22 protein-coding genes are annotated in these 25,605 nt (G+C 66.6%); 12 read left to right on the forward strand and 10 right to left on the reverse strand.

What is annotated here, in order from left to right; all coding sequences use genetic code 11:
* Nucleotides 1–11: 11 nt before the first annotated feature.
* Genes ABZX86_RS22145 through ABZX86_RS22155 form a run of 3 tightly spaced genes read left to right on the forward strand, consistent with a single transcriptional unit; the run spans nt 12 to nt 3,161 of the window.
* On the forward strand, nt 12–1,481 hold the full coding sequence (locus ABZX86_RS22145; protein ID WP_355126219.1) for an aldehyde dehydrogenase: 1,470 nt from the start codon (nt 12–14) through the stop codon (nt 1,479–1,481).
* A 52-nt stretch (nt 1,482–1,533) separates the two neighbouring features.
* The gene (locus ABZX86_RS22150) at nt 1,534–2,283 is read left to right on the forward strand and encodes an SDR family oxidoreductase (RefSeq protein ID WP_355126221.1); all 750 of its coding nucleotides are present in this window, start codon (nt 1,534–1,536) and stop codon (nt 2,281–2,283) included.
* Nucleotides 2,280–3,161, forward strand: a complete 882-nt coding sequence (locus ABZX86_RS22155) for an NAD(P)-dependent oxidoreductase (protein ID WP_355126223.1) — start codon at nt 2,280–2,282, stop codon at nt 3,159–3,161. The genes ABZX86_RS22150 and ABZX86_RS22155 overlap by 4 nt, the downstream gene beginning before the upstream one ends.
* Nucleotides 3,162–3,168: 7 nt before the next feature.
* On the opposite strand, the gene ribA is transcribed toward ABZX86_RS22155, so the two are convergent.
* Complete coding sequence (ribA, locus tag ABZX86_RS22160; protein ID WP_355126227.1) at nt 3,169–3,792, reverse strand: GTP cyclohydrolase II; 624 nt, start codon at nt 3,790–3,792, stop codon at nt 3,169–3,171.
* A 96-nt stretch (nt 3,793–3,888) separates the two neighbouring features.
* Here ribA and ABZX86_RS22165 point away from each other — a divergent pair, with 96 nt between their 5' ends.
* Nucleotides 3,889–4,353: a MarR family transcriptional regulator gene (locus ABZX86_RS22165; RefSeq protein WP_355126229.1), complete on the forward strand. Its 465-nt coding sequence runs from the start codon at nt 3,889–3,891 to the stop codon at nt 4,351–4,353.
* Here ABZX86_RS22165 and ABZX86_RS22170 read toward each other — a convergent pair.
* Together ABZX86_RS22170 and ABZX86_RS22175 are read right to left on the reverse strand one after the other, a co-directional pair.
* Nucleotides 4,350–5,147 carry an aldose 1-epimerase gene (locus tag ABZX86_RS22170; RefSeq protein ID WP_355126231.1) on the reverse strand — a complete coding sequence of 266 codons (798 nt, stop codon included), beginning with the start codon at nt 5,145–5,147 and terminating at the stop codon, nt 4,350–4,352. The genes ABZX86_RS22165 and ABZX86_RS22170 overlap by 4 nt on opposite strands.
* A 26-nt stretch (nt 5,148–5,173) precedes the next feature.
* Complete coding sequence (locus ABZX86_RS22175; protein WP_355126233.1) at nt 5,174–5,770, reverse strand: TetR/AcrR family transcriptional regulator; 597 nt, start codon at nt 5,768–5,770, stop codon at nt 5,174–5,176.
* Nucleotides 5,771–6,073: 303 nt separating this feature from the next.
* Between ABZX86_RS22175 and ABZX86_RS22180 the strand changes: the two genes are divergently transcribed.
* Nucleotides 6,074–6,952, forward strand: a complete 879-nt coding sequence (locus ABZX86_RS22180) for a BTAD domain-containing putative transcriptional regulator (RefSeq protein ID WP_355126235.1) — start codon at nt 6,074–6,076, stop codon at nt 6,950–6,952.
* A 56-nt stretch (nt 6,953–7,008) separates the two neighbouring features.
* On the opposite strand, the gene ABZX86_RS22185 is transcribed toward ABZX86_RS22180, so the two are convergent.
* On the reverse strand, nt 7,009–7,434 hold the full coding sequence (locus ABZX86_RS22185) for a nuclear transport factor 2 family protein (protein ID WP_355126237.1): 426 nt from the start codon (nt 7,432–7,434) through the stop codon (nt 7,009–7,011).
* 121 nt (nt 7,435–7,555) lie between these two features.
* On the opposite strand from ABZX86_RS22185, the gene ABZX86_RS22190 reads away from it, so the two are divergent.
* The 3 genes from ABZX86_RS22190 to ABZX86_RS22200 all read left to right on the forward strand — a co-directional run bounded on the left by ABZX86_RS22190 (nt 7,556) and on the right by ABZX86_RS22200 (nt 10,092).
* Nucleotides 7,556–7,927, forward strand: a complete 372-nt coding sequence (locus ABZX86_RS22190; protein ID WP_355126239.1) for a hypothetical protein — start codon at nt 7,556–7,558, stop codon at nt 7,925–7,927.
* A gap of 85 nt (nt 7,928–8,012) precedes the next feature.
* Nucleotides 8,013–9,170 carry a radical SAM protein gene (locus ABZX86_RS22195; protein ID WP_355126241.1) on the forward strand — a complete coding sequence of 386 codons (1,158 nt, stop codon included), beginning with the start codon at nt 8,013–8,015 and terminating at the stop codon, nt 9,168–9,170.
* Between the two features lie 52 nt (nt 9,171–9,222).
* Nucleotides 9,223–10,092 (forward strand): hypothetical protein, encoded by an 870-nt coding sequence (locus tag ABZX86_RS22200; RefSeq protein ID WP_355126243.1) that lies wholly within the window; start codon nt 9,223–9,225, stop codon nt 10,090–10,092.
* On the opposite strand, the gene ABZX86_RS22205 is transcribed toward ABZX86_RS22200, so the two are convergent.
* Nucleotides 10,074–11,732, reverse strand: a complete 1,659-nt coding sequence (locus ABZX86_RS22205) for a bifunctional 3'-5' exonuclease/DNA polymerase (RefSeq protein WP_355126245.1) — start codon at nt 11,730–11,732, stop codon at nt 10,074–10,076. The two genes, ABZX86_RS22200 and ABZX86_RS22205, sit on opposite strands and share 19 nt — an antisense overlap.
* A gap of 219 nt (nt 11,733–11,951) precedes the next feature.
* On the opposite strand from ABZX86_RS22205, the gene ABZX86_RS22210 reads away from it, so the two are divergent.
* Together ABZX86_RS22210 and ABZX86_RS22215 are read left to right on the forward strand one after the other, a co-directional pair.
* A complete protein-coding gene (locus ABZX86_RS22210; RefSeq protein ID WP_355126247.1) occupies nt 11,952–17,408 on the forward strand; it encodes a carboxyl transferase domain-containing protein in 5,457 nt (1,818 codons plus the stop codon).
* Between the two features lie 273 nt (nt 17,409–17,681).
* Complete coding sequence (locus ABZX86_RS22215; RefSeq protein WP_355126249.1) at nt 17,682–18,029, forward strand: hypothetical protein; 348 nt, start codon at nt 17,682–17,684, stop codon at nt 18,027–18,029.
* Nucleotides 18,030–18,075: 46 nt separating this feature from the next.
* On the opposite strand, the gene ABZX86_RS22220 is transcribed toward ABZX86_RS22215, so the two are convergent.
* The gene (locus ABZX86_RS22220; RefSeq protein WP_355126251.1) at nt 18,076–18,753 is read right to left on the reverse strand and encodes a hypothetical protein; all 678 of its coding nucleotides are present in this window, start codon (nt 18,751–18,753) and stop codon (nt 18,076–18,078) included.
* Between the two features lie 293 nt (nt 18,754–19,046).
* Here ABZX86_RS22220 and ABZX86_RS22225 point away from each other — a divergent pair, with 293 nt between their 5' ends.
* Entirely contained in the window at nt 19,047–20,093 is a 1,047-nt protein-coding gene (locus ABZX86_RS22225) for a polyprenyl synthetase family protein (protein WP_355126252.1), read from the forward strand.
* A gap of 248 nt (nt 20,094–20,341) precedes the next feature.
* Nucleotides 20,342–20,989 carry a HAMP domain-containing sensor histidine kinase gene (locus ABZX86_RS22230; RefSeq protein ID WP_355126254.1) on the forward strand — a complete coding sequence of 216 codons (648 nt, stop codon included), beginning with the start codon at nt 20,342–20,344 and terminating at the stop codon, nt 20,987–20,989.
* On the opposite strand, the gene ABZX86_RS22235 is transcribed toward ABZX86_RS22230, so the two are convergent.
* The 4 genes from ABZX86_RS22235 to ABZX86_RS22250 form a co-directional block, all read right to left on the reverse strand.
* The gene (locus ABZX86_RS22235; protein ID WP_355126256.1) at nt 20,946–22,577 is read right to left on the reverse strand and encodes a bifunctional aspartate transaminase/aspartate 4-decarboxylase; all 1,632 of its coding nucleotides are present in this window, start codon (nt 22,575–22,577) and stop codon (nt 20,946–20,948) included. The two genes, ABZX86_RS22230 and ABZX86_RS22235, sit on opposite strands and share 44 nt — an antisense overlap.
* A 118-nt stretch (nt 22,578–22,695) precedes the next feature.
* Nucleotides 22,696–23,880 carry an acyl-CoA dehydrogenase family protein gene (locus ABZX86_RS22240; protein ID WP_355126258.1) on the reverse strand — a complete coding sequence of 395 codons (1,185 nt, stop codon included), beginning with the start codon at nt 23,878–23,880 and terminating at the stop codon, nt 22,696–22,698.
* 154 nt (nt 23,881–24,034) lie between these two features.
* Nucleotides 24,035–24,178, reverse strand: coding sequence for a hypothetical protein (locus ABZX86_RS22245; protein WP_355126260.1), 144 nt, complete (start codon nt 24,176–24,178; stop codon nt 24,035–24,037).
* Nucleotides 24,175–25,605, reverse strand: a complete 1,431-nt coding sequence (locus ABZX86_RS22250; protein WP_355126262.1) for an amidase — start codon at nt 25,603–25,605, stop codon at nt 24,175–24,177. The genes ABZX86_RS22245 and ABZX86_RS22250 overlap by 4 nt, the downstream gene beginning before the upstream one ends.

Consider the following 25,605-nt stretch of genomic DNA (forward strand, 5'->3'; position numbering starts at 1 on the left):
CGGAGCCACTTATGAACGGCCTTGTTCCCGCCGGCGGCACACCCCTGCTGATCGGCGGCAAACTGGTCTCCGGCGGAGCCGGCGTCTTCGCGACGATCAATCCCGCCACCGAGGAGGTGCTCGGCCACGCCGCGAATGCGTCGGCCGCGGATATGGACGCCGCGATCGGTGCGGCCCGCACCGCCTTCGACACCACCGACTGGTCCCGCGATCACGCCTTCCGCGCGCACTGCCTGCGCCAATTGCGCGAGGCCATGCGTGATCACCTCGACGAACTGCGCGAGATCACCATTGCCGAAGTCGGTGCGCCCCGCATGCTCACCAGCGGGCCGCAATTGGAGGGGCCGATCGCCGATCTCGGCTTCGCCGCCGATCTGGCCGAAAACTATGACTGGGACACCGATCTCGGGCTCGGGGTGACCATGGGGATCACCAGCCGCCGCCGGATTCGGCGCGAGGCGGTCGGTGTTGTCGGTGCGATCACCCCGTGGAACTTCCCGCATCAGATCAATCTGGCCAAGCTCGGCCCGGCGCTGGCGGCGGGAAATACGGTGGTGCTCAAGCCCGCTCCGGACACCCCGTGGTGTGCGGCCGTGCTCGGACAGCTCATTACCGAGCACACCGATATCCCGGCGGGCGTGGTCAATATCGTCACCTCCGACGATCACGAACTCGGCGCGCAGCTGGTCGCCGATCCGCGGGTGGACATGATCACCTTCACCGGATCCACGCGGACGGGCCGGGCGGTGATGGCCGGGGCCGCCGCCACGCTCAAGCGCACCTTCCTCGAACTCGGCGGCAAGTCGGCCGCCATTGTGCTCGACGACGCCGATATCGCGACCGCGTGCAGCTACACCGCATTCTCGGTCACCGTGCACGCCGGACAGGGCTGCGCATTGACCACCCGGCTGCTGGTGCCGCGTGCCGCCTACGACGAGGCCGTGGCCGCGACCGCGAAGACCCTGGGCGGAATTCGCGCGGGAGATCCGGAGAAATCCGGAACCGTGTGCGGCCCATTGATTTCCGCACGCCAGCGGGACCGTGTGGAACGCTATCTCGATATCGCGCGGGCCGAGGGCGGCCGCATTGTGGCCGGCGGCGGCCGGCCCGCCGCGCGGGAGCGCGGGTTCTTCATCGAGCCGACGCTCATTGCCGATGTCCCCAATACCGCGACCGTCGCCCAGGAGGAGATCTTCGGCCCGGTGCTGGTGATCATTCCGCACGACGGTGACGCCGACGCGATCCGCCTGGCCAATGAATCGCCCTACGGCCTTTCGGGTTCGGTCTGGGGGAGTGACCCCGATCGGATCGATGCCGTGGTCGCCGGGGTGCGCACCGGGACGCTGAGCGTGAACGGCGGTCTCTGGTACGCCGCCGATGCGCCGTTCGGCGGTTACAAGCAGTCCGGTTTCGGCCGCGAAATGGGCGTGGCCGGCTTCGAGGAATATCTGGAAACCAAGCTGGTCGCCACTCCGGCCTGACCGCACCGACGAAAAACTTTATACCGCAGCAAATTTAGGAGCTGATTCTTCCATGGCCCGTTTCACCGACCGATCCGCCATTGTCACCGGAGCCGCCCAGGGCATCGGTGAGGTCTATGCCCGCGCACTTGCCGCGGAAGGCGCGAAAGTTGTTGTCGCCGACCTGAATATCGAACGCGGTGAGGAAGTCGCGAAGCAGATCACCGCAGACGGCGGCACCGCCGCCTTCTGCCGGGTCGACGTCGCGGATCCCGAATCCGCCGCCGCGCTGGCGGAATTCACCGTCGCGCAGTTCGGCGGCATCGACCACCTGGTCAACAATGCCGCCATCTACGGCGAGATGAAACTGGATCTGCTGCTCACCGTGCCGTGGGACTACTACAAGAAGTTCATGGGCGTGAATCTCGATGGCGCACTGAACGTGACACGCGCGGTGTGGCAGCAGATGGCCGCGGGCGGCGGCGGTTCCATCGTCAATCAGTCCTCCACGGCGGCGTGGGTGTACTCCGGCTTCTACGGCCTGGCCAAGGTCGGAATCAATGGTCTGACACAGCAACTCGCGGTCGAGCTCGGCGGTTCCAAGATTCGGGTGAACGCGATCGCGCCGGGGCCCATCGACACCGAGGCCACCCTGAACGTCACACCGGGCAGCATTGTGAAGGATATGGTCTCCCGGCTGCCGATCAAGCGCATGGGTACGCCGCAGGATCTGGTGGGCGCCTGCCTCTACCTGCTCTCCGACGACGCGAGCTGGGTCACCGGCCATATTCTCAATGTCGACGGCGGGCAGATCATCCGATGACACTCGAATCCTCCAGTGTCCCGGTCGGATTCATCGGCCTGGGCAATATGGGCGCGCCCATGGCGAAGCGGCTGCTGGACTGGCCGGGCGGGCTCACGGTATGCGATGTGAATGCCGCCGCGACGCTCCCGTTCACCGAGGCGGGCGCGCGGGCAGCAGTCGATCCCGCGGCCTTGGCGGCCGAGTCCACGGTGATCTGCGTGACGGTCGTCAATGACGAACAGGTGCGTGAAGTGCTCACCGGCCCGGCGGGCATTCTGCGTACGGCCCGGCCGGGAACCGTTGTCGCCGTGCACTCGACGATCAGCGATGAGACGGCCGAGCAGCTCGCGGCGGTATGCGCCGAGCACGAGGTCGAATTCGTCGATGCGCCCGTGAGCGGCGGCGCACCCGGTGCCGCGCGAGGCGCGCTCGCGGTCATGGTCGGCGGCAGTGACGCTGCGGTGGAACGCATTCGAGCGCCGTTCGGCTGTTTCTCCGATCTGATCGTGCATGCGGGCGGGGTCGGCGCCGGCACTCGAATGAAGCTGGCGCGCAACCTCTTGCACTTCGTCTCCTTCACCGCCGCCGCAGAGGCGCAGCGCCTGGCGGAGGCGGCCGGGCTCGATATCGCCGCACTCGGCAAAGTGGTGCGCCATTCCGACGCCATTACCGGCGGCCCGGGTGCGATCATGTTGCGCGATACCACCGCACCGATCGATCCGGCCGACTTCTGGTACTCCATCCTGGGCCACGTCCGCGACCTCGGGGAGAAGGATCTGAGTCTGGCCCTCGAACTCGGTGATCGCCTCGGAATCCAGTTGCCGCTCGCGCAGTTCGCCCGTACCGGACTCGGCAGCGGGCTCGGGGTCGGGGACACCGCGCTCAGCTCGGGCTGACGGTCGCTCAGCTCAGGCTGATGGTGTGGCCGGTGTGCTCGATCTTGGCGCGCAGGTAGTGCAGGTTGCTCGAGGTGGCGTGGACGGCCGTCGGTACGAGGGTGCGCACACCCACTCCGAGCGCACCGAGCTGGCGTGACTTATCCGGATTATTGGTCAGCAGATCCACTTCCGCAATGCCCAGCGCGTCGAGCATCTGCGCGGCTGCGGTGTAGTCCCGTGCGTCCTCGGGCAGCCCGAGCGCGGTATTGGCCGCGTAGGTGTCCATGCCCAGATCCTGCAGCGCGTAGGCGTCGAGCTTGTTGTACAGGCCGATATCGCGACCCTCCTGACGCAGGTAGAGCAGGACGCCGCCTGCATCGGTAATGCGTTCGGCCGCCTCCCGCAGCTGGGGTCCGCAATCGCAGCGCGCCGAGCCGAAGACGTCACCGGTCAGGCATTCCGAATGCAGGCGTACCAGCGGCGTCCGCGCCGAGCGCTGGTCGCCGAGCAACAGGGCGAGGTGTTCCTTGCCGTCGGCGAGTCCGTCGAAGGTGACGGCCTCCGCGACGGTCGAGTACCCGTCTCCGAAGGTCAGCGGGATCGTCACTCGGGTGCGAATACTCGCACCCACTGCGGTGGTGGTGTCCATAACTGCTCCGGTGCTCCGAGGACCTGTTCTGTTCAAATTTGAACCTCGGTGATCATCTGCTTATTCCACTTCGAACAATCGCTGTAACCTGGGGCTATGGGTCATTCGCGGTGGCTGGACGGGGAGGAGCGCCGGGCCTGGCTGGCTTTTGTCACCACCGCGACCCTGTTGAATCGGCGGCTCGATCAGCAGCTCGAGCACGATGCCGGGCTCTCGCACCCGCAGTACGAGATCCTCGTCCGGCTCGCGGACGCGCCCGGAAACGAGCTGCGCATGAGTGAGCTCGCCACGGCCATGTTCAATTCGAAGAGCAAACTCTCGTATCAGATCGACCAGTTGGAGAAGGCCGGTCTGGTGCGCCGGCGGTCCTGTCCGACCGATATGCGCGCGGTCTACGCCGTGCTCACCGATGCGGGCCGGGAGAAGCTCGAACAAGCCGCGCCGGGCCATGTCGCGGCTGTTCGGGAGCTGTTCATCGATGTGCTGACGCCGGCGCAACTCACCGCGATCGCCGATGGTCTCGGCCGGATCAATCAGCGGCTGAGCGAACCCGGCGACTAGGCCAGGGACCGCCAGGTCCAGGTCGCGGAGATCTCCAGGGGATCGGCGGGCGTGACCAGCCGCGGCACGGTGTTGAGTCCGTTCGGCGGACCGGACTGCGCCTCCACACAGACCGCCTCGGCCTGCTCGTCATAGATCACGACCCATTCGGTCCGGCTGGTGATGCGCAGTTCCACCGCGCCGGGCCAGGTGAGGGTGACGTCCACGCCGTCCGGCATGCCGAAGCAGTCATCCCACGGACCCGGCAGCGGCGGGATGCGCCTACCGGTAGGCAGATGGTCGGCACCGCGCTCCTCCTGCCACTCGGGTTCGAAGGTGAGCTCGACATCCTTGCCGCGGGCCAGGTTTCGCAGAAACCAGGGGTGCCAGCCGGCCTGCGCCGGGAACGAGTCCCCGGTGGCTTCGACGGTCATGGTGAGCGTCAGCGAGTTCTCGTCCAGCTCGACCGACTGGGTGACGCGCCCCGGGAACGGCCACGGCTCGACAAGATCGTAAGTGAATGCGGCGGAGCGCCCATCGCCGCGGACGATATTCCACGCGGTATCGCGACCGGTGCCGTGAATGGCGTGCGGCGCACTGTTGATGGGCATCTGATATTGCTCACCGCCACTGCGGAACCGCCCCAATTCGATTCGGCCGCACCAGGGCACCATGGGGAATACGCCGAACTTGGCCCCCTGCCGGAGTAATTCGGTGTCCCAGAGCCGCAGGCTCGTCAATCGGCAGCCGTTCTCGGGATCGATGGTCAGTCCGGCGTCTCCAGCGGACAGCGAGATGATCGTGTCGGTGGTCACCGATCGACCTTACGACTCGAACGACCTCAGCCGCAGTGGGCTTCGAGATAGAGCTGCAGGACCATGCGGCCCTGGCCGACGACCCATTCGTTGCGGGGTGCACTGCGGTAGGCCTGCTCGATGGTGCCTTCGGCGATGGCGATCGCCACGGCGAAGACGCGGTGATCGGTATGGGCGGGGACCAGGCCCGAGGTGATCAGCAGCTGGCCGAACGACACCGCGCAGCGCCGCTGGTGGGTGCGGACCAGCTCGCGGTCCCCGGTGGCGAAGTAGAGGGCGACGAACTCGAGATGCTGGAGGAAATGGGTGCGGTGCACCGTCGCGAAGACGGCGATCGCATCGGCGATGCTGGACGCCCGCAGCGCCTGGACGTCCTCGGCGATGCGCCGGTCGATCCGTTCTATATCGCGTTCGAGCATCTGCTGGAACACCGCTTCGCGATTGGCGAAGAACTGGTACAGCGTGGCGACCGGAACAGCGGCGCGTTCGGCGATCGTGCGGGTCGTCACGGCCTCGATGCCGCTGTCGCACACGAGCTCTCTGGCCGCATCCAGGATGCGCTCGACTCGTTCCCTGCTGCGCGACTGCGCGGGTGCGCGTCGCAACCGTCCCGTCTCGGTCACCCGCTCATGATCTCAGACCGCGGGGGCGTTCGTCGCACGCTTCGCAGCAGTGGCAAAACATGAGCGGAACATGACTTTTCGCCGAATCAGCCAGGTAGCGGCGCGACGGAAACATTACAGGCGCGGTGGATTGTTTACAGCGCTGTATGCGGATCGCAAGAATGCGAAATGCCAACTTGCGCAGTGTTGTTGAGCGTGCGAACATAACCGCCAGCGCGGACGAGTGTGAGATATGTTGTGACACAACAGATTGCCCGGAGTGCCGGCTGAATGATGAACGCCTGGATGCGAGGAGTTTCGATAATGGCATCTGACGACAGTGCGGCATTGCAGTGCGATATGCGCGAGAACACGATATGCGTCACAATGCTCGGCGAGTTCGCCTTTTCGAATGCCGCCGATGAATGGATGCGATGGCGTTCGAACAAGGCGCGCTCACTGTTCGGGGTATTGCTCGTCAACAAGAATATTGTTGTCGGCAAAGATCGGCTGCGAGAGTTGTTGTGGCCGGGCGCCGATCGGTCCAGCACCTCGTTGAAGGTGGCGATGCATACGCTGCGCAAGGTGCTCGACACCCATCTCGGTGCGGACCGGGACCATCTGCGGGTGGAGTACCGGGATTTCGGCTACATCATGGATGTGGGCGATGAGGTGATCATCGACTGTCACGAGTTCGAGCGGTATGCCGCGGCCGCCCGCGATGCGGCCGCGCGCGGCCGCCGGGCGGAGGCGGTGCAGCTGTATCGACGGGCCGCCGCGCTGTATTCGGGCGACTTCTTCAGCGGCGAGCGCGACGGGTGGGTGACCGAGCAGCGCCATTGGCTGCGCTCCACGGCCTTGAGCACCTGGGCGGCCCTGGCCGAATATGCGCTGGAGGCAGGCGAACTCGGCGATGCGGCCGACGCCTGCCGCCGCACCCTGGCCATCGATTCCGCCAATGAGGCGGCCTTCCGCCGAATGATGGTGATCCACGCTCGGCGCGGCGAGTTGCAACAGGCGGAATGGTGGTACGAACTCTGCGCGAAGCGCCTGCGCGAACAATTCGAACTCGATCCCGATCACCACACCCGCGCGTTACTGCGCCGGGTGCTCAACCGCGAATTCGTGGTGGAACCCCGGCTCGGTCGAACGGGCCGAATTGTGCACAAGGGCGTCAGAAGTCGCATCGGCTCGACTGTCTGAACGAGGCGGCGCCCGCTCGTGCACCCGCGGTCGCCGTCCGGCGCGACGGGATGCGTTCAGGCGCTGCGTTCGATCCTGTTGTCCTCGTGGCTTTCTCCGTCGTGCGGGATCGCTTCGACCCACTGGGCGCGAGAGGGACCCGGAGCGAAGGCGTCGCCGAAGTACTGCGCTTCGCGCACTACCTCCTCGCCTTCGAACTCCATGATGCTGACGACGTAGGACGGCTGTCCGTCGTATTCGATGACCAGCTCGCAGACCCACAGCTCTCCGCCGCCGAGGATGCGGCGCACGGTGAAGCGCTTCTTGTTCGGCTGGGCGGTGCGCGATGCCCGGATATTGTCCCGGCCGCGGATGCGCTCGCCCGATTGCGGATAGTCGAGAACCGCGTCGTCCCGGTAGATCTGGTGTTCGGTCGTGAAGTCGTCGGCGTCCGAGGCTGCCCAGTGGCGCTGCAGCGCGGCCCGCACATCGTCGTCGTGCATGGCGCACTTCCCTTCCCGTGGATGGACCGTAACCCCCGCACATATCTATCACTGTCCCGCCGAGTCCAGTAGGCACTCGGGGCTACCGGGATCGGCGGGGCCCTACTGGAAGGAAATCCGAATGTCACCTCCAAGCAGCAGCCGATCGGCAGCGATAGCGCGGCTCGCCGCGATCGCCGCGTCCATGGCGGCGGTACCGGCCGTGGCCATGACCATTGCCGGCCCGGCCGGTGCGGCAGTGGCCCCGGCGCCACAGAGTTACGTCGTCGGAGCCGCGGCGAAGGAGCACCTGTCCACGCTGCTCGCCCAGGGCGTCACGGCGGACCTCACCGCCGCTTCCCATGGCGTGCAACACGATACGGCGGAGCCGAATCCGTTCCACCAGTTCCATCAGTTCCATGAGGGCCCGTTCCGCCAGGGGAGTCCGTTCGGCCAGGACCTCCCGTTCAACCAGGCGCCCGGTGACCCCTTCATGGAGTTGTCCCAGCCCTAGAGCGCGCGCCCGCCGCCAGGTTTGCGCAGACCTGGCGGCGGGTGTGGGCCAGGTTCGTCGATGCGTGAGAAATGAGTGAGCCCAAGTGAATTCGTTCAACCGAAACATCCAGATCGTGGTGAAGGTCTCCAAGTTCTGCAATCTGCGGTGCAGGTACTGCTACGAATACCCGGAACTGGGAAACCGTGCGGCGATGTCCCGGGCGCAGGTGACCGCCATGTATCGCAATCTGCGCGAATACTTCTCGATGATCGACGAGCGGGACGGATTGCGCACCAAGCTCGACTTCATCTGGCACGGTGGCGAACCGCTGCTGCAGCCCACCGAGTTCTACCGGCAGACACTGGCCGACCAGCACGAGATATTCGGTGCGCAGCTCCCGACCTCGAACAGTGTGCAGACCAATCTGATGATCCTCGATGACGAACGCCGGCAATTGCTCATGGACGGCTTCGATTCCGTCGGCGTCTCGCTCGACGTGATCGGGGGCCTGCGCGTGAACCTGGCCGGTCGCGATTCACAGCAGCTGGTGGCAGAGAATCTGGACCGACTGCTGGCGGCACATGCGCGGGTGGGGTGCATCTCGGTGCTGACCGCGCAGAACATCCATGCCGTGGAGCAGGTGTTCCGATTCTTCGAGGAACGCCGGGTCAACTTCCGGGTGCTACCACTGTTCGACACCGGCGAGCCCGGCCAGACCACTCCGTTCGAAGTGAGCGCGGAACAGGAGCTGTCCGCGCTGGCGCAATTGATCGAACTGTGGCTGGCCAGCGAAACCATGCAGCGCCCGCCCGCACCCCTGGACAATTACGTCCAGATCGCTGCCCGCTACCTCGCCGGGGTCAAGGGCGCGGAGTACTACGACCGGCGTGAGTGGCTCCCCTTGGTACTGGTCAATACCGACGGTTCCTGCTTCACCTACGGCGAACCGTACGGCGATCCCGCATGGTCGCTCGGCAATATCTTCACCGAACCGTTCGCGGACATGCTGGCCGGCAGCGCTTTCGAACGTTGCGCGGTGGAGGCCGAGCGCCGGGTCGCCCGAAACTGCCTGTCCTGCCCGTTCTTCGACGCCTGCGGCGGATCGCTGGTGGCCGAAACCGAACCCCACGAACGCGATGAGGACGGCCACGGCACCCTGCTGTGCACCGGCCGCCCGGTCATCGCCTATATCGCCGAACAGCTGCGCGACCGGGTGCCCGACACCGTGGAGCAGTGGCGGCAGCAGTACACACCCGCCTGACTTCGGCTGGCGCACAACCTATTCCGCTCCTCTCGTATGTCCAGGACACGCTATGACCTTGCGTCAGCACACCGGCATCGCCCACGTCGGACTCCGCAACGGTGTGAAACTTCTGCCCCCGTCCGGAACGCAATCCGCGGACCGGGTCGAACTGAGCTCCGGCTTCCTGTCCGCGGCCGAAGCCCCGCTTCCCGGCACCTATGCCGACGGCTCGTTCGTACCTCGCGCGCCGTGGCGTGCACCCACCTGTCACGAACGCGGAATCTTGTACGGCACACCTGATTCCGGTGCGCCGCCCGGTGATTGGATTGCCGTTCTGCCGGTACCCGCCGCGGTGCTCGAGGCGTGTGCCGAGCTGCGTGCGGCGGCGGCGGTCGGCGCCGAATCGGCTCTTGTCTCCCTGCTCGACGGCCCGGCCGGTCGCATGGCGCTGGTCGAGTCGATCCGCTGGGCCACCACCCTGACCGATCCGGCCCGCCCGGGTATCGAGAACCCGCTTCTGTACGGCAGGACCCCCGCCGGAAACCTGACGATGACCACGGGCAGTCACGGCCTCAGGGTCGGACTGCATGTCGACAGCTGGTACGGCAATCCGCTGAAATCCCGTGCGGCAGCAGCGAATCGCATCTCCGTCAACCTGGGCAGCCGCGACCGCTCTCTGCTGTGCGTCAATGCCCCGCTTCAGGTCATGGAACAGGCGCTACGGGAATACGACCTGCTCGCGGGCGCGGGTGACCCCCGATTCGCCCTGGGAAAACGCTTTATGGAGGTGTTCCCGGACTACCCCGTCACGAAGATCACCGTGCACCCGGGCGAGGCGTACCTCGCTCCCACCGAGAACATGCTCCACGACGCGTACGCCGAACCCCACGGGCAGATCGACCTGCAGTTCAGCTGCCGAGGCTACTTCGCGTCCCCGTAGCATTCCACCACCGCCGTCGTGAAGGGGAACCGAACCGGCGTGGGCCCGAAGGCAATTCGTCCCGCATCATCGGCCGCGGTGGCGATGGCCGCGGCGACCGCTTCGGCCTCCTCGGCCGGGCAGTGCACGATGACCTCATCGTGCTGAAAGAACACCAATTCGGCACGCAGCCCCGCGCGGGTGATCGCATGCCGCAGACCCGCCAGCACCAGCAGCGTCCAATCGGCGGCGCTGCCCTGCACCACGAAATTTCGGGTGAAGCGGCCACGGGCACGCGCACTGGGAGTACTGCCGTACCGCCCGGAACTCTCCTGCGAATGGTCCACCTGATCGGAGGCCGCGGCCACCGGCGTACAGGTGCGGCCGAACCAGGTGCGCACCAGGCGGCCCTCCTCACCGGCACTGGCCGCATCGTCGACATAGGCCACCGCGGCCGGATAGCGGCGGCGGAGTTCGGCCATATGGGTGAGGGCATCGCCGGAGGTCTGGCCGTACATGGCGCCCAGCATGGCGATTTTGGCCTGTGCGCGGTCGCCGCCGAAGGCGCGGGCCGCCAGATCCGCGTACAGATCCTCACCGCGACCGGCCACCTCCATCAGCCCCGGATCGCGCGAGATCGCCGCCAGCACCCGGGGTTCCATCTGATCGGCGTCGGCGACCACCAGGCGCCAGCCCGGATCCGCCCGGATGGCCTGCCGGATCACCTTCGGAATCTGCAGGGCGCCACCGCCATTGGTGGTCCAGCGCCCGGTCACCGTGCCGCCGGGCACATATTCGGGACGAAAGCGGCCATCGTGCACCCACTGCTCGAGCCAGGACCAGCCGTGCGCGGTGTACAGGCGGTAGAGCGATTTGTAGGCCAGCAGCGGCGCCACCGCAGGGTGATCCACCTCCTGCAGCTCCCATTTCCGCGTGGAGGACAACAGGATTCCGGCGCGGCCGAAGGCCCGGATGATGTCCTGCGGCAGGTCGGGCCGCACCCGCACGCCATCCCCGAAGGCCCGCGACACCTCCTCGGCCAGCTCCGCCATCCGGCGCGGTTCGGTGCCGCCCGAAATGCGTTCCCCCAGCAGGCTTTCGAGTAGCTCCCGGTGTACGTCCGCATGCCAGGGAATCCCGGCCAGGTACATTTCCGCGGCCACCAGCATGCCCGCCGATTCGGCGGCGAGCAGCATCCGCATGCGCTCGGGATATTCGGTCGCGGCCGTGCGCGCCACCTGCGCCGCGTAAACCTCCAGCAGCGCGGTGAACTCGTCCGTACCGGGCGGTAGCGGCACCGGGCCCGATTCGAACAGGGACGGCTGGGTCTCGGCGGCCCGCGCGGGCGCATCCGGCGGAACCGGCAGATTGTGCAGTCGCGCCCAGGACGCCGCCAAGGACCGGGCCTGCCCCGACTGCCCCTGCTCATGACCGATCAGCAGCGATTCGGCAGCCTCCACGTCATAGCAGCGCTCGACTCGCACACCCGCGGCAAGCAGGTGCCGATATATCTCGGAGGTCGAGCGCCAGACCCACCGCTCGACCTCCGGACGCGAGCGCACCGCTTCGGCGAGCGAGGGCTCGTGGCGCACCGGCCCGGCCGGGCGACCGTCCGGACCCAGTGGGCACAGCCGCGCGCCCCCCTCGTCAGTTTTCGTCACCGCCCATCGCATATGCCCGAGTCTGGCAGCGGGCACCGACATCGCTGTCGATCTCCGATATCGCGGCGGGTTCTACCCGCATGTGGGGCCGATTCCCGCAATACGGACGGGTAACCCCGTGACGCTGTGCATCTGCTCGAAGTGGAGTGCACACTGAGCGGAACCGGGAGTAATCACCCTTGCCCTACCGGGCCAGTGCTGTGGAAAGGAGTCGGCGAGTTGTTCAGCCGCATCGCCATCGTGAACCGGGGAGAGGCCGCTATGCGCCTCATCCATGCCGCCCGAGATCTGGCCGCGGAGACCGGAATACCGATCGAAACCGTCGCTCTGCACACCGATGTCGACCGCAATGCGACATTCGTGCGCGAGGCTGACATCGCCTACGACCTGGGTCCGGCCTCCGCCCGCCCCTATCTCGATCTGAAGGTGCTCGAGCGTGCCCTGCTCGCGACCGGAGCCGATTCCGCCTGGGTCGGTTGGGGTTTCGTCGCAGAGGACCCGGCATTCGCGGAGCTGTGCGAGCAGATCGGCGTCACCTTCATCGGACCCAGCCCGGAAGCCATGCGCAAGCTCGGCGACAAGATCGGCGCGAAGCTGATCGCCGAGGAAGTCGGTGTGCCGGTCGCGCCGTGGAGCCGCGGGGCGGTCGAGACCGCCGACGACGCCCTGGCGGCCGCGGCCGATATCGGATATCCGCTCATGCTCAAGGCCACCGCCGGCGGCGGCGGGCGCGGCATCCGCATGGTGTCGAACGACGCCGAACTTGTCGATGCCTATGAACGCACTCGCCAGGAAGCCGCGCGCGCCTTCGGCAGTGGTGTGGTCTTCCTCGAGCGCCTGGTCACGGGCGCCCGGCACGTCGAGGTCCAGGTCATCGCGGACAGTCACGGCACCGCGTGGGCGCTGGGCGTGCGCGACTGCTCGGTGCAGCGCCGCAATCAGAAGGTCATCGAGGAATCGGCCTCACCGGTGCTGAGCCCCGAGCAGGCGGCCGAGCTCAAGGCCTCGGCCGAGCGGCTCGCGGTGGCGGTCGGGTACTGCGGCGCGGCGACCGTCGAATTCCTCTACCACCCGGGTGAGCGGCTTTTCGCATTCCTCGAGGTGAACACCCGCCTGCAGGTGGAACATCCGATCACCGAGTCCACCACCGGTTTCGACCTGGTGCGGGCGCAGCTGCTGGTGGCCTCCGGCGGCCGGCTCGAGGGCGAGCCCCCGGCCGAACGCGGCCACGCCATCGAGGCGCGGCTCAATGCCGAGGATCCCGATCGCGATTTCGCGCCCGCCCCGGGCCGCATCGCGCGACTGGACCTGCCTGCCGGACCCGGAATTCGCGTGGATACCGGTGTCAGCGAGGGCGATACGATTCCCGCCGACTTCGACTCGATGATCGCCAAGATCATTGCCTACGGTCGTAATCGCGATGAGGCGCTGGGCCGGTTGCGCCGGGCCGTGGCGCAGACCCGCGTGGTCATCGAGGGCGGCGCCACGAACAAGAGCTTCGTGCTCGACCTGCTGATCCAGCCCGAGGTGATCGACGGCAGCGCCGACACCGGCTGGATCGACCGCGTGCGCGGTGAGGGCCGTCTGGTCTCGCACCTCAACTCCACCGTCGCCCTGGCCGCCGCCGCGATCGATGCCTATGAAGAGGAAGAGCGGGTCGAGCGAAACCGCTTGCTGTCCACGGCTTCCGGCGGACGCCCGCAGGTGCAGCACGAGAGCGGCCGCCCGCGCGATCTCAAACTGCGCGGTGCCGGCTACCGGGTGCGCGTCGCGCGCATCGGTGCGCACCGGTTCCGTATCGCGGTGGAGTCGGGCAGCGATATTCGCACCGCCGATGTCGATCTCGAGCGTTTCGATCACCACACCGGGCAGATTGTCGTCAATGGCACCCGGTACCGATTGACCACCGGTACGCACGGCCCGATCCACGTGGTCGATGTCGACGGTGTCACCCATCGCATCAGTCGTAACGAGGGCGGTGTGGTGCGCTCACCCGCTCCCGCGCTGGTGGTCGCCACGCCGCTGGAGATCGGCGCCGAGGTCGAGGCGGGCGCGCCGATTCTGGTGCTGGAGAGCATGAAGATGGAAACGGTGCTGCGCGCGCCGTTCCGGGCTCGATTGAAGGAATGCGCTGTTTCCGTCGGCTCCCAGGTGGAGACGGGCGCACCGCTGATGCGGCTGGAGCCGCTCGCCGATGACGACGCGGAGGCCGCGGCGGTCACGGTCGGCGAACTGGATCTGCCCGCCGAATTCACCGCGGTGCTGCCGCACGAGCGGCTGGCCCGCGGTCAGCAGGATCTGCGCGGCATGCTGCTCGGCTTCGATGTCGACCCGCACGATGAGCGCCGGGTGGTCGAGGACTACCTGGTCGCACGCCGGGAAGCCATCCTGGACAACCGCCGGCCGCTGGCCGAGGAGCTCGAACTCGTCGAGGTCTTCGCCGATCTCGCCGAGCTGACGCACAACCGGTCCTGGGACGAGGACGGCGGTCACAGCCACGTCCACAGTGCCAAGGAGCATTTCCACACCTACCTGCAGAGCCTCGATGTCGAGCGGGCCGGGTTGCCGGAGACCTACCGGGCCAAGCTCGCCAAGGCGCTCGGGCACTACGGCGTCACCGATCTGGATCGGACTCCCGATCTCGAAGGCGCGGTCTTCCGCATCTTCCTGGCGCAGCAGCGTCCGGCCGACACCATCACGGTCATCACCACGCTGCTGCGGGAGTGGCTGCGCGAGTCGGTGCCGGACCGTGCGCTGCGTGAGCCGGCGGGTCTGGCGCTGGAGCGCCTGGTCGCGGCGACGCAGGTGCGTTTCCCCGCGATCGCGGACCTCACCCGCGGCGTGGTGTACGCCTGGTACGGCCAGCCGCTGTTGCGGCGCAACCGTGCTCGCGTCTACACCAATGTTCGCAAGTACCTGCGCCACCTCGATACGCATCCGGATACCCCCGATCGCGCCGAGCACATCTCGGACATGGTGCGCAGCACCGAGCCGCTGGTGCGACTGCTGGGCCAGCGACTGGTGCGCGGGCATGCCGACAACACGGCCATGCTCGAGGTGCTGACCCGCCGGTACTACGGCAACAAGGGTCTGGTCGACGTTCGCACCCATGAGGCGGACGACTGCACCTTCGTCATCGCCGAACGCCGGGGCCTGACCCTGGTCTCGGCCGCGGTGAGTTTCGACGCGCTCGACACCGTGCTGCGCGGTCTGAGCGAATTGGCCAGTGGCGCTGCCTCTATCGAGGCCGATATCTACCTCAGCTGGGAGAAGCAGCCCGAGGATTTCGACGCCATGGCGGCGGCGCTGCAGGAAGCGCTCAATGCGCAACCGCTGCCGCACCAGGTGCATCGGATCACCGCCACGGTGGCGGGCAGCGGCGGTGCGGTCATGCACCACCACTTCACCTTCCGCCCGTCCGCCACCGGTCTGGCCGAGGAGCGGCTGATCCGCGGTCTGCACCCGTACATCGCGCAGCGGATGCAGATGAAGCGGCTGCACAAGTTCGACCTCACGCGGCTGCCGTCCTCGGATGACGAGGAGGTGTACCTCTTCCGCTGTGTGGCAAAGGAAAACCCGTCCGATGAGCGACTTGTCGCCTTCGCGCAGGTCCGTGACCTGGCGTCACTGCGTGAACACGACGGCCGGTTGCTCGCGCTGCCGACCGCCGAGATCACCATCGCCACCTGCCTGGACTCGATCCGCCGGGCGCAGACCCTGCGGCCGTCGGCAAAGCGCCTGCACACCAACCGCATTGTGATGTACATCTGGCCGCCGGTCGATATCACCCGCGCCGAGCTGGAGACGATCGCCGCCCGCGTGCAGCCGACCACCGCGGGCGCGGGGTTGGAGGAGATCCTGATCATTGCGCGGCATCGGGATCCGAAGACCGATGAGCTGAAGAAGGTCGCGGTGCGCGTGGTCTTCGGCGCCACCGGCGGCACCGAGGTCATTATCGGTGAGCGCTCCGATGATCCGGTGGAGCCGCTGGACGAGTACCGGCAGAAGGTGCTGCGGGCCAGCAGCCGCAATACCGTGTACCCGTACGAATTGACCGGCATGCTGGGCGATTTCGCCGAGTACGACCTCGACGCGAACCATGCGCTGGTGCCCGTGGACCGGCCCAAGGGCCGGAACAAGGCCGCGATCGTGGCGGGTGTGGTCAGCACGCCGACCACGCTGTACCCGGAGGGCGTCACCCGCGTGGTGCTGCTCGGTGATCCGACCAAATCGCTTGGCGCACTGTCGGAGCCGGAATGCCGCCGGGTGATCGGCGCGCTGGATCTGGCCGAGCGGATGCAGGTGCCGCTGGAGTGGTTCGCACTGTCCTCCGGCGCCCGGATCTCGATGGAGTCGGGCACCGAGAATATGGACTGGGTGGCCGCGGCGCTCAAGCGGATCGTCGAGTTCACCCAGGACGGCGGCGAGATCAATATTGTCGTCGCGGGCATCAATGTCGGTGCGCAGCCGTACTGGAACGCCGAAGCCACGATGCTCATGCACACCAAGGGCATTCTGGTCATGACACCGGATTCGGCGATGGTGCTCACCGGTAAGCAGGCGCTGGACTTCTCCGGCGGCGTATCGGCCGAGGACAATTTCGGTATCGGCGGTTACGACCGGGTGATGGGACCCAACGGCCAGGCGCAGTACTGGGCGCCGGACCTGCACGCCGCGCGGGATGTGCTGATGGCGCACTACGACCACACCTATGTCGCGCCGGGGGAGCAGTCGCCGCGGCGGGCGCAGACCAGCGATCCCATCGACCGCGATGTCTCCGACTACCCGCATGTGGCGGCGGACAGCGATTTCACCACCGTCGGTCAGATCTTCTCCGCTGCCGCGAATCCGGATCGCAAGAAGCCGTTCGATATTCGGACGGTGATGCGGGCGGTGTCCGATCAGGACCATCCGGTGCTGGAGCGCTGGGCGGGCATGGCCGATGCCGAGACGTCCGTGGTGCAGGATGCGCACCTGGGCGGAATCCCGGTGTGCCTGCTGGGTATCGAGTCGCGCGGGGTGCCGCGCCGCGGCTTCCCGTCGACCGACGGCCCGGACACCTATACGGCCGGCACGCTGTTCCCGAGGTCGTCGAAGAAGGCCGCGCGGGCGATCAATGCCGCGAGTGGCAATCGGCCGCTGGTGGTGCTGGCGAACCTGTCCGGCTTCGACGGTTCGCCGGAGTCCATGCGGAAGTTGCAGCTCGAATACGGCGCCGAGATCGGCCGTGCGATCGTGAACTTCCAGGGCCCCATTGTGTTCTGCGTGATCTCCCGGTACCACGGCGGCGCGTTCGTCGTGTTCTCGAAGGCGCTGAACCCGAATATGACGGTGCTGGCGATCGAGGGTTCGTTCGCGTCGGTGCTCGGCGGGGCTCCCGCCGCGGCAGTGGTGTTCTCGAACGAGGTCAATGCCCGCACGGCCGCGGATGCGCGGGTGCGGGACCTGGAGGAGCGCGCCGCGAACGCCTCCGGCACCGATCGGGCGGCGCTCATCGCGGAACGCGACGATGTCCGCTCCTCGGTCCGCACCGAGAAGCTCGGTGATGTGGCATCGGAATTCGACCGCGTGCACAATATTCCGCGCGCTGTCGAGGTCGGTTCGGTCGACGCCATCGTCCGCGCCGCCGAATTGCGCCCCCGCATCATCGAGGCTATCGAGGCGCGGTTGCGGTGATACTTCCGATCTCCTGATCGGCAGTACTCCTCGCTGACGTATTTCCCTGCGCCCCAGTCCTTTCCGAGTTCCGGTCAGGTCTGGGGCGCAGGTCGTTCGCCGGTGCTCCGAGGGCCGAGTCCTGCCGATGCCCGGCGAAAAGCACCTGGTGAGAGCACACTGGGTGGGGCGTCGTATGCTTCCAGCGCAGCTAGTTCGCTGGTGATTTGCGTTGTCGAGGTTGAAGTGTCAGTGCTCGGGGAAGTTGGGAATCCACGGGAAGGAGGGCCACCAATGGGGGTGGACCCGCACCACCAGGCCGAGACGGACAGGATGTCGGCCCGGATCGCCCACATCCTCGACTGGATGAATCTGGAACCGCTGCAGTGGAGTCTGCACACCGAACCGGCCGACGAATGCGGCCTGGGAATCCTCACCGAGGCCCTCGGCTCAGTGCCCGCCGACTATGACCCCGTAGCCGCCGAACTCCTGGCCCTCCAATGGGCCGAAGCCCTCAATCTCACCGAACGCCCCGCCCTCACCGGCCGCCGCGAATTCTCCAGATACTGCGACCAATCCGACAACCTCCCCGTCGACCGCCTCCGCATCTGGTGCAACTCTCTACCCTCCCAAGACCTCTGACCGCAACCGCCGGCGCATCCTTGCGGTGCGGCGCCGCTGGGCGGGGCTAGGTGGAGATGAGTTTTACGTCGCTGATGAGCCAGCGGCCGTCGGGTTGTTCTTCGGCGGTTACCACCGAGGCGGTGAGGGAGACCGCGGGGGTGGGGGTGAGGTCGGTTGTGGTGGACTGCTTTACGTAGCCGACGCCGAGAGCGGTGGTGCCGGTTATGGCTCGGAGGCCGCAGTTGAATTCGATTACTTCGCTGCGGCTGTTGGTGGCGAGGAAGTATTCGCGGGTTGCGTTGTTGGTGTCGATCAGTTGTTGGCGATGTGCGCCGGTGGACGCGTCTATCGCGCCGGCGAAATAGTCGTCGAGCGATTGGGGATCGTAGGTCGACATGTGATTCAAATAGAGATGGATCGAGTGCAGCGCGGCAATGTGTCGGCTTCCGATTTTCGCTATTTCGGGCACGAGGCCTGCGGGCGGCTCGGTTTGGGTCGGGACCGCGCCGAAGTTCGCCGCTTTCGCTGTAGTGCTCGCACTGCCCTGGGCTGCGGTGGACCCGGCATCTCCGTCATTTCGGGCGTAGTACGTGGCGCCGACGGCGATTGCGCTCAAGGGCAGCACGCCGGCGATGGCGGCGAGCTTCCGGCGTGTGAATCCTCGCTTTTCGGGTTGTGCATCAGGAAATGGTGGGGGCTCAACCGGGGGAAAGGACAGTTCTACTTTCTCATCTTGAGTCATCAGGTTCCTCACTGTTGGGCGGCCGTTGCGAGACGCTATCTGCCGGCAGGCGATTCGGCAGACGAATCGATTGAATCCAAGGCCTGCAACACACCCACCTGTCCCCGAGCGGACGCTTGCTCTATGAATCGGGTTCGGATCGATATGGAACTTTGATAGCGACAAGGTTGCTACACAAGGGCTTTTGTCGGATTCGTCCGCTACAGTGCGCAATTGGATTGCCTCCCAAGTCATTTCTCCCGCGTCATCCTGCGGTACCCCTCGCGCTACATCCTTTGAGCCCTGGAGGTCGAATGACTGCTGGTCCGTTCGCGCCTGAAACCAAGACCGCCGCACAGGTACTGGCGCATACCCGGGAACTGGTGGAACCTGCCCATCGCGCCGCGGTGGACCGATTGCCCGGCCCGCTGCGGCATATAGTCGGATATCACGTGGGCTGGTGGAATGCCGACGGCGCCGCCTGCTCCGAGTCGGGCAAGGCGGTGCGGCCGGCCTTGACGCTGGCCGCCGCACGCTCGGTGAGCGGTCCGCTCGGCGATCTGCTCGTCCGTGCCGCAGTACCAGCGGCGGTGGCTGTCGAACTCGTGCACGACTTTTCGCTGTTGCACGACGACGTCATGGACCATGACCTGATCCGCCGCCACCGCCCGTCGGCATGGTCGGTATTCGGTGTCGGTCAGGCAATCCTTGCCGGTGATGCCCTGCAGGCCTTGGCGATTGACGTGCTGGCCGAGGTAGCGACGCCGGGCCCCGCCCTGCGCGTACTCACCGAGACGGTGCTGGAACTGTGCGCGGGCCAATCCGCCGATATCTCGTTCGAGAGCCGCACCGATGTCACCCTGGACGAATGCCTGACCATGGCGGCGGGCAAAACCGCCGCGCTCCTGGGTTGTGCGTGCGAACTCGGCGCGATCGCGGTCGGTGCGGGCCCGCAGCAGATCGGTGAGATGCGCTCCTTCGGAAGGCATCTCGGGGCGGCCTTCCAGCTGGTCGATGATCTGCTCGGCATCTGGGGTGATCCGAAGGCGACCGGCAAGCCCGTCGGTTCGGATCTGCGCAGCCACAAGAAGTCGCTTCCGGTCATGGCGGCGCTGTCCTCCGGTACCGCTGCCGGCGCGCAACTCGGCCGCCTGTACTACCGCGACGAGCCGGTCGACGATGTCGCGGTTGTCCGATTGACCGAGCTGATCGAACGGGCGGGCGCGCGCAGATGGGCAAGCTCCGAGGCGGAGCGCGAGATCGCCGCCGCGCTGGCCTGCTTGGACCGCGCCGGCGCGGACGCGGAAAACTCCGCGGATCTGCGCCTGCTCGCGGACCTGATCACGCACCGCAATCACTGAGCGACGAGGGCGCGGTCCGGGTCGCATTTCCGGTTCCGAGTGTTTCGGATCACAGGGATTCCGGTTGCCAGCTGATATCTGGAGTCATATGGTTGGGCCGTTGCGAGACGCCATGGTTCCGTATTATTCGGCTCGGCCGCACCTCGACCCTCGGTCAGAAGGGACAGCGCAGAATGAATGCGACGGACCCGATCTTCTCCCTTCGACCTGGGCGATTCACGCCCGGCATTGTTCGAACCGAGAACCGAATGGGTCAGTTGCTGATCGAGGCGAACGATGATCTGCGCGCCCCCCTGACCGAGATCGGCGAACTCGTCGATCGGTATCGGCAGGGCGGGGAATCCGACGGCGATCTGGTGATAGACCGGATCGCACAGGAGTCGGTGCGCATGCGCCGCATGCTCGACGAGTTACTGACCCTCACCCGAATGGATGTGCTGTATCCATTCGAATGGCAGCCCGTGGACATGGGCGCCGTGGCCGATGAGGTGCTGCGCGACGTACACGTCCCCGAATCGCATAATCGCCTGGCGGCGTTGACAATCGAGGGTCCTGACTCCTGCGGGGTGGTGGGCGATCGCATTCGCCTGCGCCTGGCACTGTCGAACCTGATCGGATGCGCGATGGCCGCCGCCGAGCCCGGCGCCGCGGTCTCGGTGCGACTTATCGCCGGGGAGCGGGTAATACGCATCGAAGCCACGACGAACGGTCAGGCGACGACGGCGGGCAGGGCCACCGCAGGGCTGGGGCTGGCCGTGGTCCAGTCGATAGTCGCCGCACACGCCGGCGCGGTCTGGGTCGATCATGAGCCCGGCCGCAGCGGCACTTTCACCGTCGAACTACCGCGCGCCCTCACGCCCTGCGGCTCTGGAACTCCCGGTGGTATTCGTCCATGATGTCGGTCAGCCACTGACCGATCATCCGGTAGTTGTCCTCGGCGAGATTTGCCAGTGACACACGCACCGACCACTCGGGCCCGCCGAATCCGCCGCCGTTGAGCAGTACCACCGACCCCTGTGCGGCCAATCGGAATACCGGGTCGACAGGCTCATACGCGGTGGGCAACCACTCGGCGAACGCCGCACTCCACCGCTGTTTCACCCAGAAGAGGAGATCGATCTCGGCGTAGTAGTTCGCGGCGTTCGGATCGACCGGCACCGGTATGTCGAAGCCGTCACACAGCGCCTTCAGCCTGCGGGCAATGATCGCCTCGCAGTCCGCGCGGTGCCGGGAATCGGTGTCCAGCAGATCGGAAAGCGCGAACAACGCCATCTGCACCTGCTGCGGTGTGGACAATCCGGCCGTGTGGTTGAGCGCCACATCCCGCGAATCGGCGACCATGCGCTCGATGAATCTGAGCCCCGCCGGATCCAGCGCGATTGCCGAGTATCGCTGTGCCAGCCGATCCTTCTCCGCGGCGGGCAATGCCGCGAGACGCCGGTCGAAAACATTGTCCCGCGCGACCGCGATGACCCCCAGCCGCCAGCCGGTGCACCCGAAGTACTTACTGAACGAGTACACGCCGATGGTGTTGGCCGCCGCGATCGACATCAGCGAGCGAAACCCTTCGACAAAAGTCCCGTACACATCATCGGTGATGATCGTGAGGTTCGGATTCTCGTGTGCGGCGATCGCGGCGATGCGCTCGATCGTGCTGTGATCCAACATCACCGAGGGCGGATTCGACGGATTCACCAGGAACAGCGCCTTGATCGCGGGATCGGTCAGCTTCTCGATTTCCGCCGCGGGGTACTGCCAGGTGTGCACACCGGTGCTGGTCTCGGTGACGGCCTCCAGCTCCACAACATCGAAGTGGAAGCGCTCCAGCTGCGGAATCTCCAGGTACGGCGTGAAGATCGGCGTCATGATCGCGATCCGATCACCCGGCGACAGCAGGCCGTTGAGCACGCAGCTGTCGAACAGATAGCACATGGCCGCGGTGCCGCCCTCGGTGGCGAACAGGTCCCAGCCGCCCGCCGGCGCACCACCCATGGCGAGATCCAGATAGTCGTGCACCACCCGTTCGATATGGGTGAGCATGCGGTCCGGCAGCGGGTAGTGATCGCCGTGAATGGCATCGGCGAGCTCGCCCACCCAGGCATCGGCGTCGAATCCCAGTCGGGTGACGCCGTATTCGACCGCCCCGCGCAGCAGTGTCGCCGCGGCGCTCTCCTGCTGCGCAGTGAGGAATCGATCGAGGCGACCGGCGATGCCGTTCCGCTGCGGCATGCCGGCCAGTTCGGCGAATTCGCTCCAATCCCGTCGGGCCTCGGTGACGGCGAACTGCCCGAGCAGATAGAACGCCTCGCGCGGCACGATGGAGGTCCAGTTCGGATTGCCGCGCCCCGCATCGATCATCGAGTGCGCGGTCTTCTTCAGCGTGTCGTCGGCCAGATCGATGAGCTCGTTCTTCAATTCGAACGGACTGAGCCGCTCGTACCGCTTCTCGGTGGCGCGGTCGACGCCCGCATCGTCGGCGCTCATCGTCAAACCTCCGTCTGGTCGATCTCCGAATCCGATGCTCACCGTTGCGCATACGGCTGATTCCCGGGCGGCACGACACGCCGTGCCGCATATTTCGAGACGGACCGGACGGGGGTGTTCAGATCAGTGCCCGCAGCATGCCCTCCGGTTCGATGCCCATCGAGGTCAGGGCGTCGGAGTGGTAGATCGATCCCGGAATATGAATGGCATGCTGCAGGCCGACATGCGCGTCCCGCCAGAAGCGCTGCAGCACATGACCCTTGCGCACGGCATTGCCACCGGACCGGGCGAAGATCTCATCGACCGCCGATACCGCGCGCCAGGCGCAGCGAACCTGGTTGCGCCGCACCACGGATCGATCGGCGAAGGTGATCGGCGAGCCCGCATCGGCCAGATCGTAGAGCCGGCTGATCCCGTCCAGCAGCTGGGCGCGCGAGGCCGCGATCTCGGACGCCGCCTCGGAAATGGCGTACAGCACGTACGGATCATCCTTGATCGCGGTGCCCATGGCGGTGATCCGCCCGCGCTGATAGTCCAGGTGCGCGGCCAGCGCACCCTCCGCGATACCGATGACCGCCGCGGTGATGCCGAGCGGGAACATGGCCCAGAACGGCAGCCGGTACACGGTTTCGGTGCGCCCGGCGCGGTCGGCGGCAATGGTGCCGGAGGAGACCTCCTCCGAGTCGATGGTGCGATACGCCGGGATGAACGCACCGTCTACGATCACGTCCTTGCTGCCGGTGCCGCACAGTCCGATGACATCCCAGGAATCGTCCACGATGGTGTAGTCCGCGCGCGGCAGCACCACGTGCAGGATCTGCGGCGGCATCACGGGCATGCCGTCGGCGTCACCGACCATGGCGCCCAGGAAGATCCAGTCGCAGTGGTCGGTCCCCGAGGAGAAACTCCACCGGCCCTTCAGGATGTAGCCGCCGTCGGTGGGCGTGGCGATGCCCTGCGGCGCATAGGGCGAGGCGATCCAGGTATCGGGATCTGCGCCCCACACCTCTTCCTGCAGACGGCGATCCATGAGCGCCATCTCCCACGGATGCACCCCGCCCACGCCGCACACCCACCCGGTCGACCCGCAGGCCGCGGACACCGCCATGACCGCCTCGGCGAAATCCCTGGGGTGCGCGGCGAATCCGCCGAAGTCGGTGGGCTGCAGCATGCGCATCACCCCGGCATCGCGGATCAGCGCGACACTCTTGTCGGACAGTTTGCCCGCCTGCTCCGTCTCGACGGCGGCCTCCGCCAACTGCCCGGAAATCTCCGCCACCCGATGAACAACGCTGTGCGACATGCCCGCACCTCCGAACCACTAGCGAGAACCCGCCCCGCCAAGCGGCGAGGCACTTCTCGAAGTTAACGGTGACCACCTTCACAGCGGACTGTCGTCCCGGTGATCGGGTCGGCCGATGGTGGTGCGGGCGCTGCTGCCGTATCATCGGCGGCTCTCATCCGAGGACGAATCCGCCGCTCGGGTTGATGTGCTGGGTGTCCTCGACGCCGTGCAGCAGGGCCGCCATGGCCTGCACCACTTCGCCGAGGGCGGTGACGGCGGCATTCTCCGCCGGATCGGTGGACCAGGATTCGGTCATGACAGGCCTTTCGTGAGGTCGGGTGTGCGGAGGTGATGGTCGGTCAGCCGCTGATAGGCATCGCCGGCGCGCAATACGGTGGCTTCGGCGAAGGGCCTGCCGCTGAGCGACATCGACAGCGGTGTGCGCTCGCTCGACAGGCCGATCGGAACGGCGAGGGTGGGATTGCCGAGCGGGTTCCAGTACGGGGTGTGCAGGGAGGCCAGCACATTCAGCGGTTGCAGCTGGTCGATGGCGGCCAGCGGCGGTGCGCCGAGGTGGCCGGTCGGGGTGAGAACCAGGTCGACCTCGGTGAACAGCGCCGCCATCCGCTGCTGTGCGATCCGCCGAACACGTTGCGCCTGAATGTAATCCGAGGCGCTTAGGGCATCGCCCGCCGCGAGGATGACGCGGGTGCCGCGACCGTAGTCGCTCCAGCGGGTGAGCAGGTCTTCGCGATGGTAGGTGTGTGCCTCGGCGAGCATGACCACCACATCGATCGCGGACAACTCCGGATACATCGGGACTTCCACCGGCACGATGGTCGCCCCTGCCTCGCGCAGTGCGTCGATTGCCGCACCGAACAGTTCCGGCTGGGCCGGGTCGATGCCCGCATTGGCATAGCGGTCGAGATCGTCTACGCCGATGGTGATTCCACGCAGATCGCCGGTAAGCGCACCGGAGTAATCGTCGACTGCGGCAGGCGAGCTGTACGGGTCGGCGGCCTCGTGCCCGGCGATCACCGACAGCAGCAGCGCGCAGTCCGCCGCCGAACGCGCCATCGGCCCGACGTGGTCGAGGGTGTAGCCCAGGGGGACGACACCGGATTTCGGCACCCGCCCGAAAGTGGGCTTCAATCCGGTGATTCCGTTGAACGCCGCGGGAATTCGAATACTGCCCGCGGTGTCGGTGCCGATCGCGCCCAGGAACATGCCCGCCGCCACGCCACTGCCGGATCCGGAACTGGAACCGCCCGCCCAGCGGTCCAGGTCCCAGGCATTGCGCGGCACCGGAAACGGCTTGTCCGGATCCGGAACACCGATCGCGAACTCCATGGTGGTCGTCTTGCCGGTGACGATCGCCCCGGCCTGTTCCAGCCGGGACACCACGGCGCAATCGCCGGTGGCGGCGCCCCATTCGGGAGCGAGCACCAGACTCTGCGCGGTGGTGGCAGCATGGGCGTGCGCGAGAATATCCTTGACGCCCAACGGTATTCCGTCGAGCGGAGCCAGTTCGCCCCCTGCCGCGATCTTCGCGTCCACCTGTTCGGCCTGCGCCCGTGCGCGTTCGTCGAAGCGGGTCAGGAAAACACCGAGGCTGCCGTCGATCGCATCGGCGGTGGCGAGGGCCTTATCGATCAGTTCGACCGCGCTCACCGCCCCGGATCGCAGGGCGGCGGCCGCATCGGTGAGCGTCGAAAACGCAACGGGGACTGTTGTTGTGGTCAT

Origin of the sequence: Nocardia sp. NPDC006630 (assembly GCF_040611495.1) — a bacterium.
Lineage (GTDB): Bacteria > Actinomycetota > Actinomycetes > Mycobacteriales > Mycobacteriaceae > Nocardia.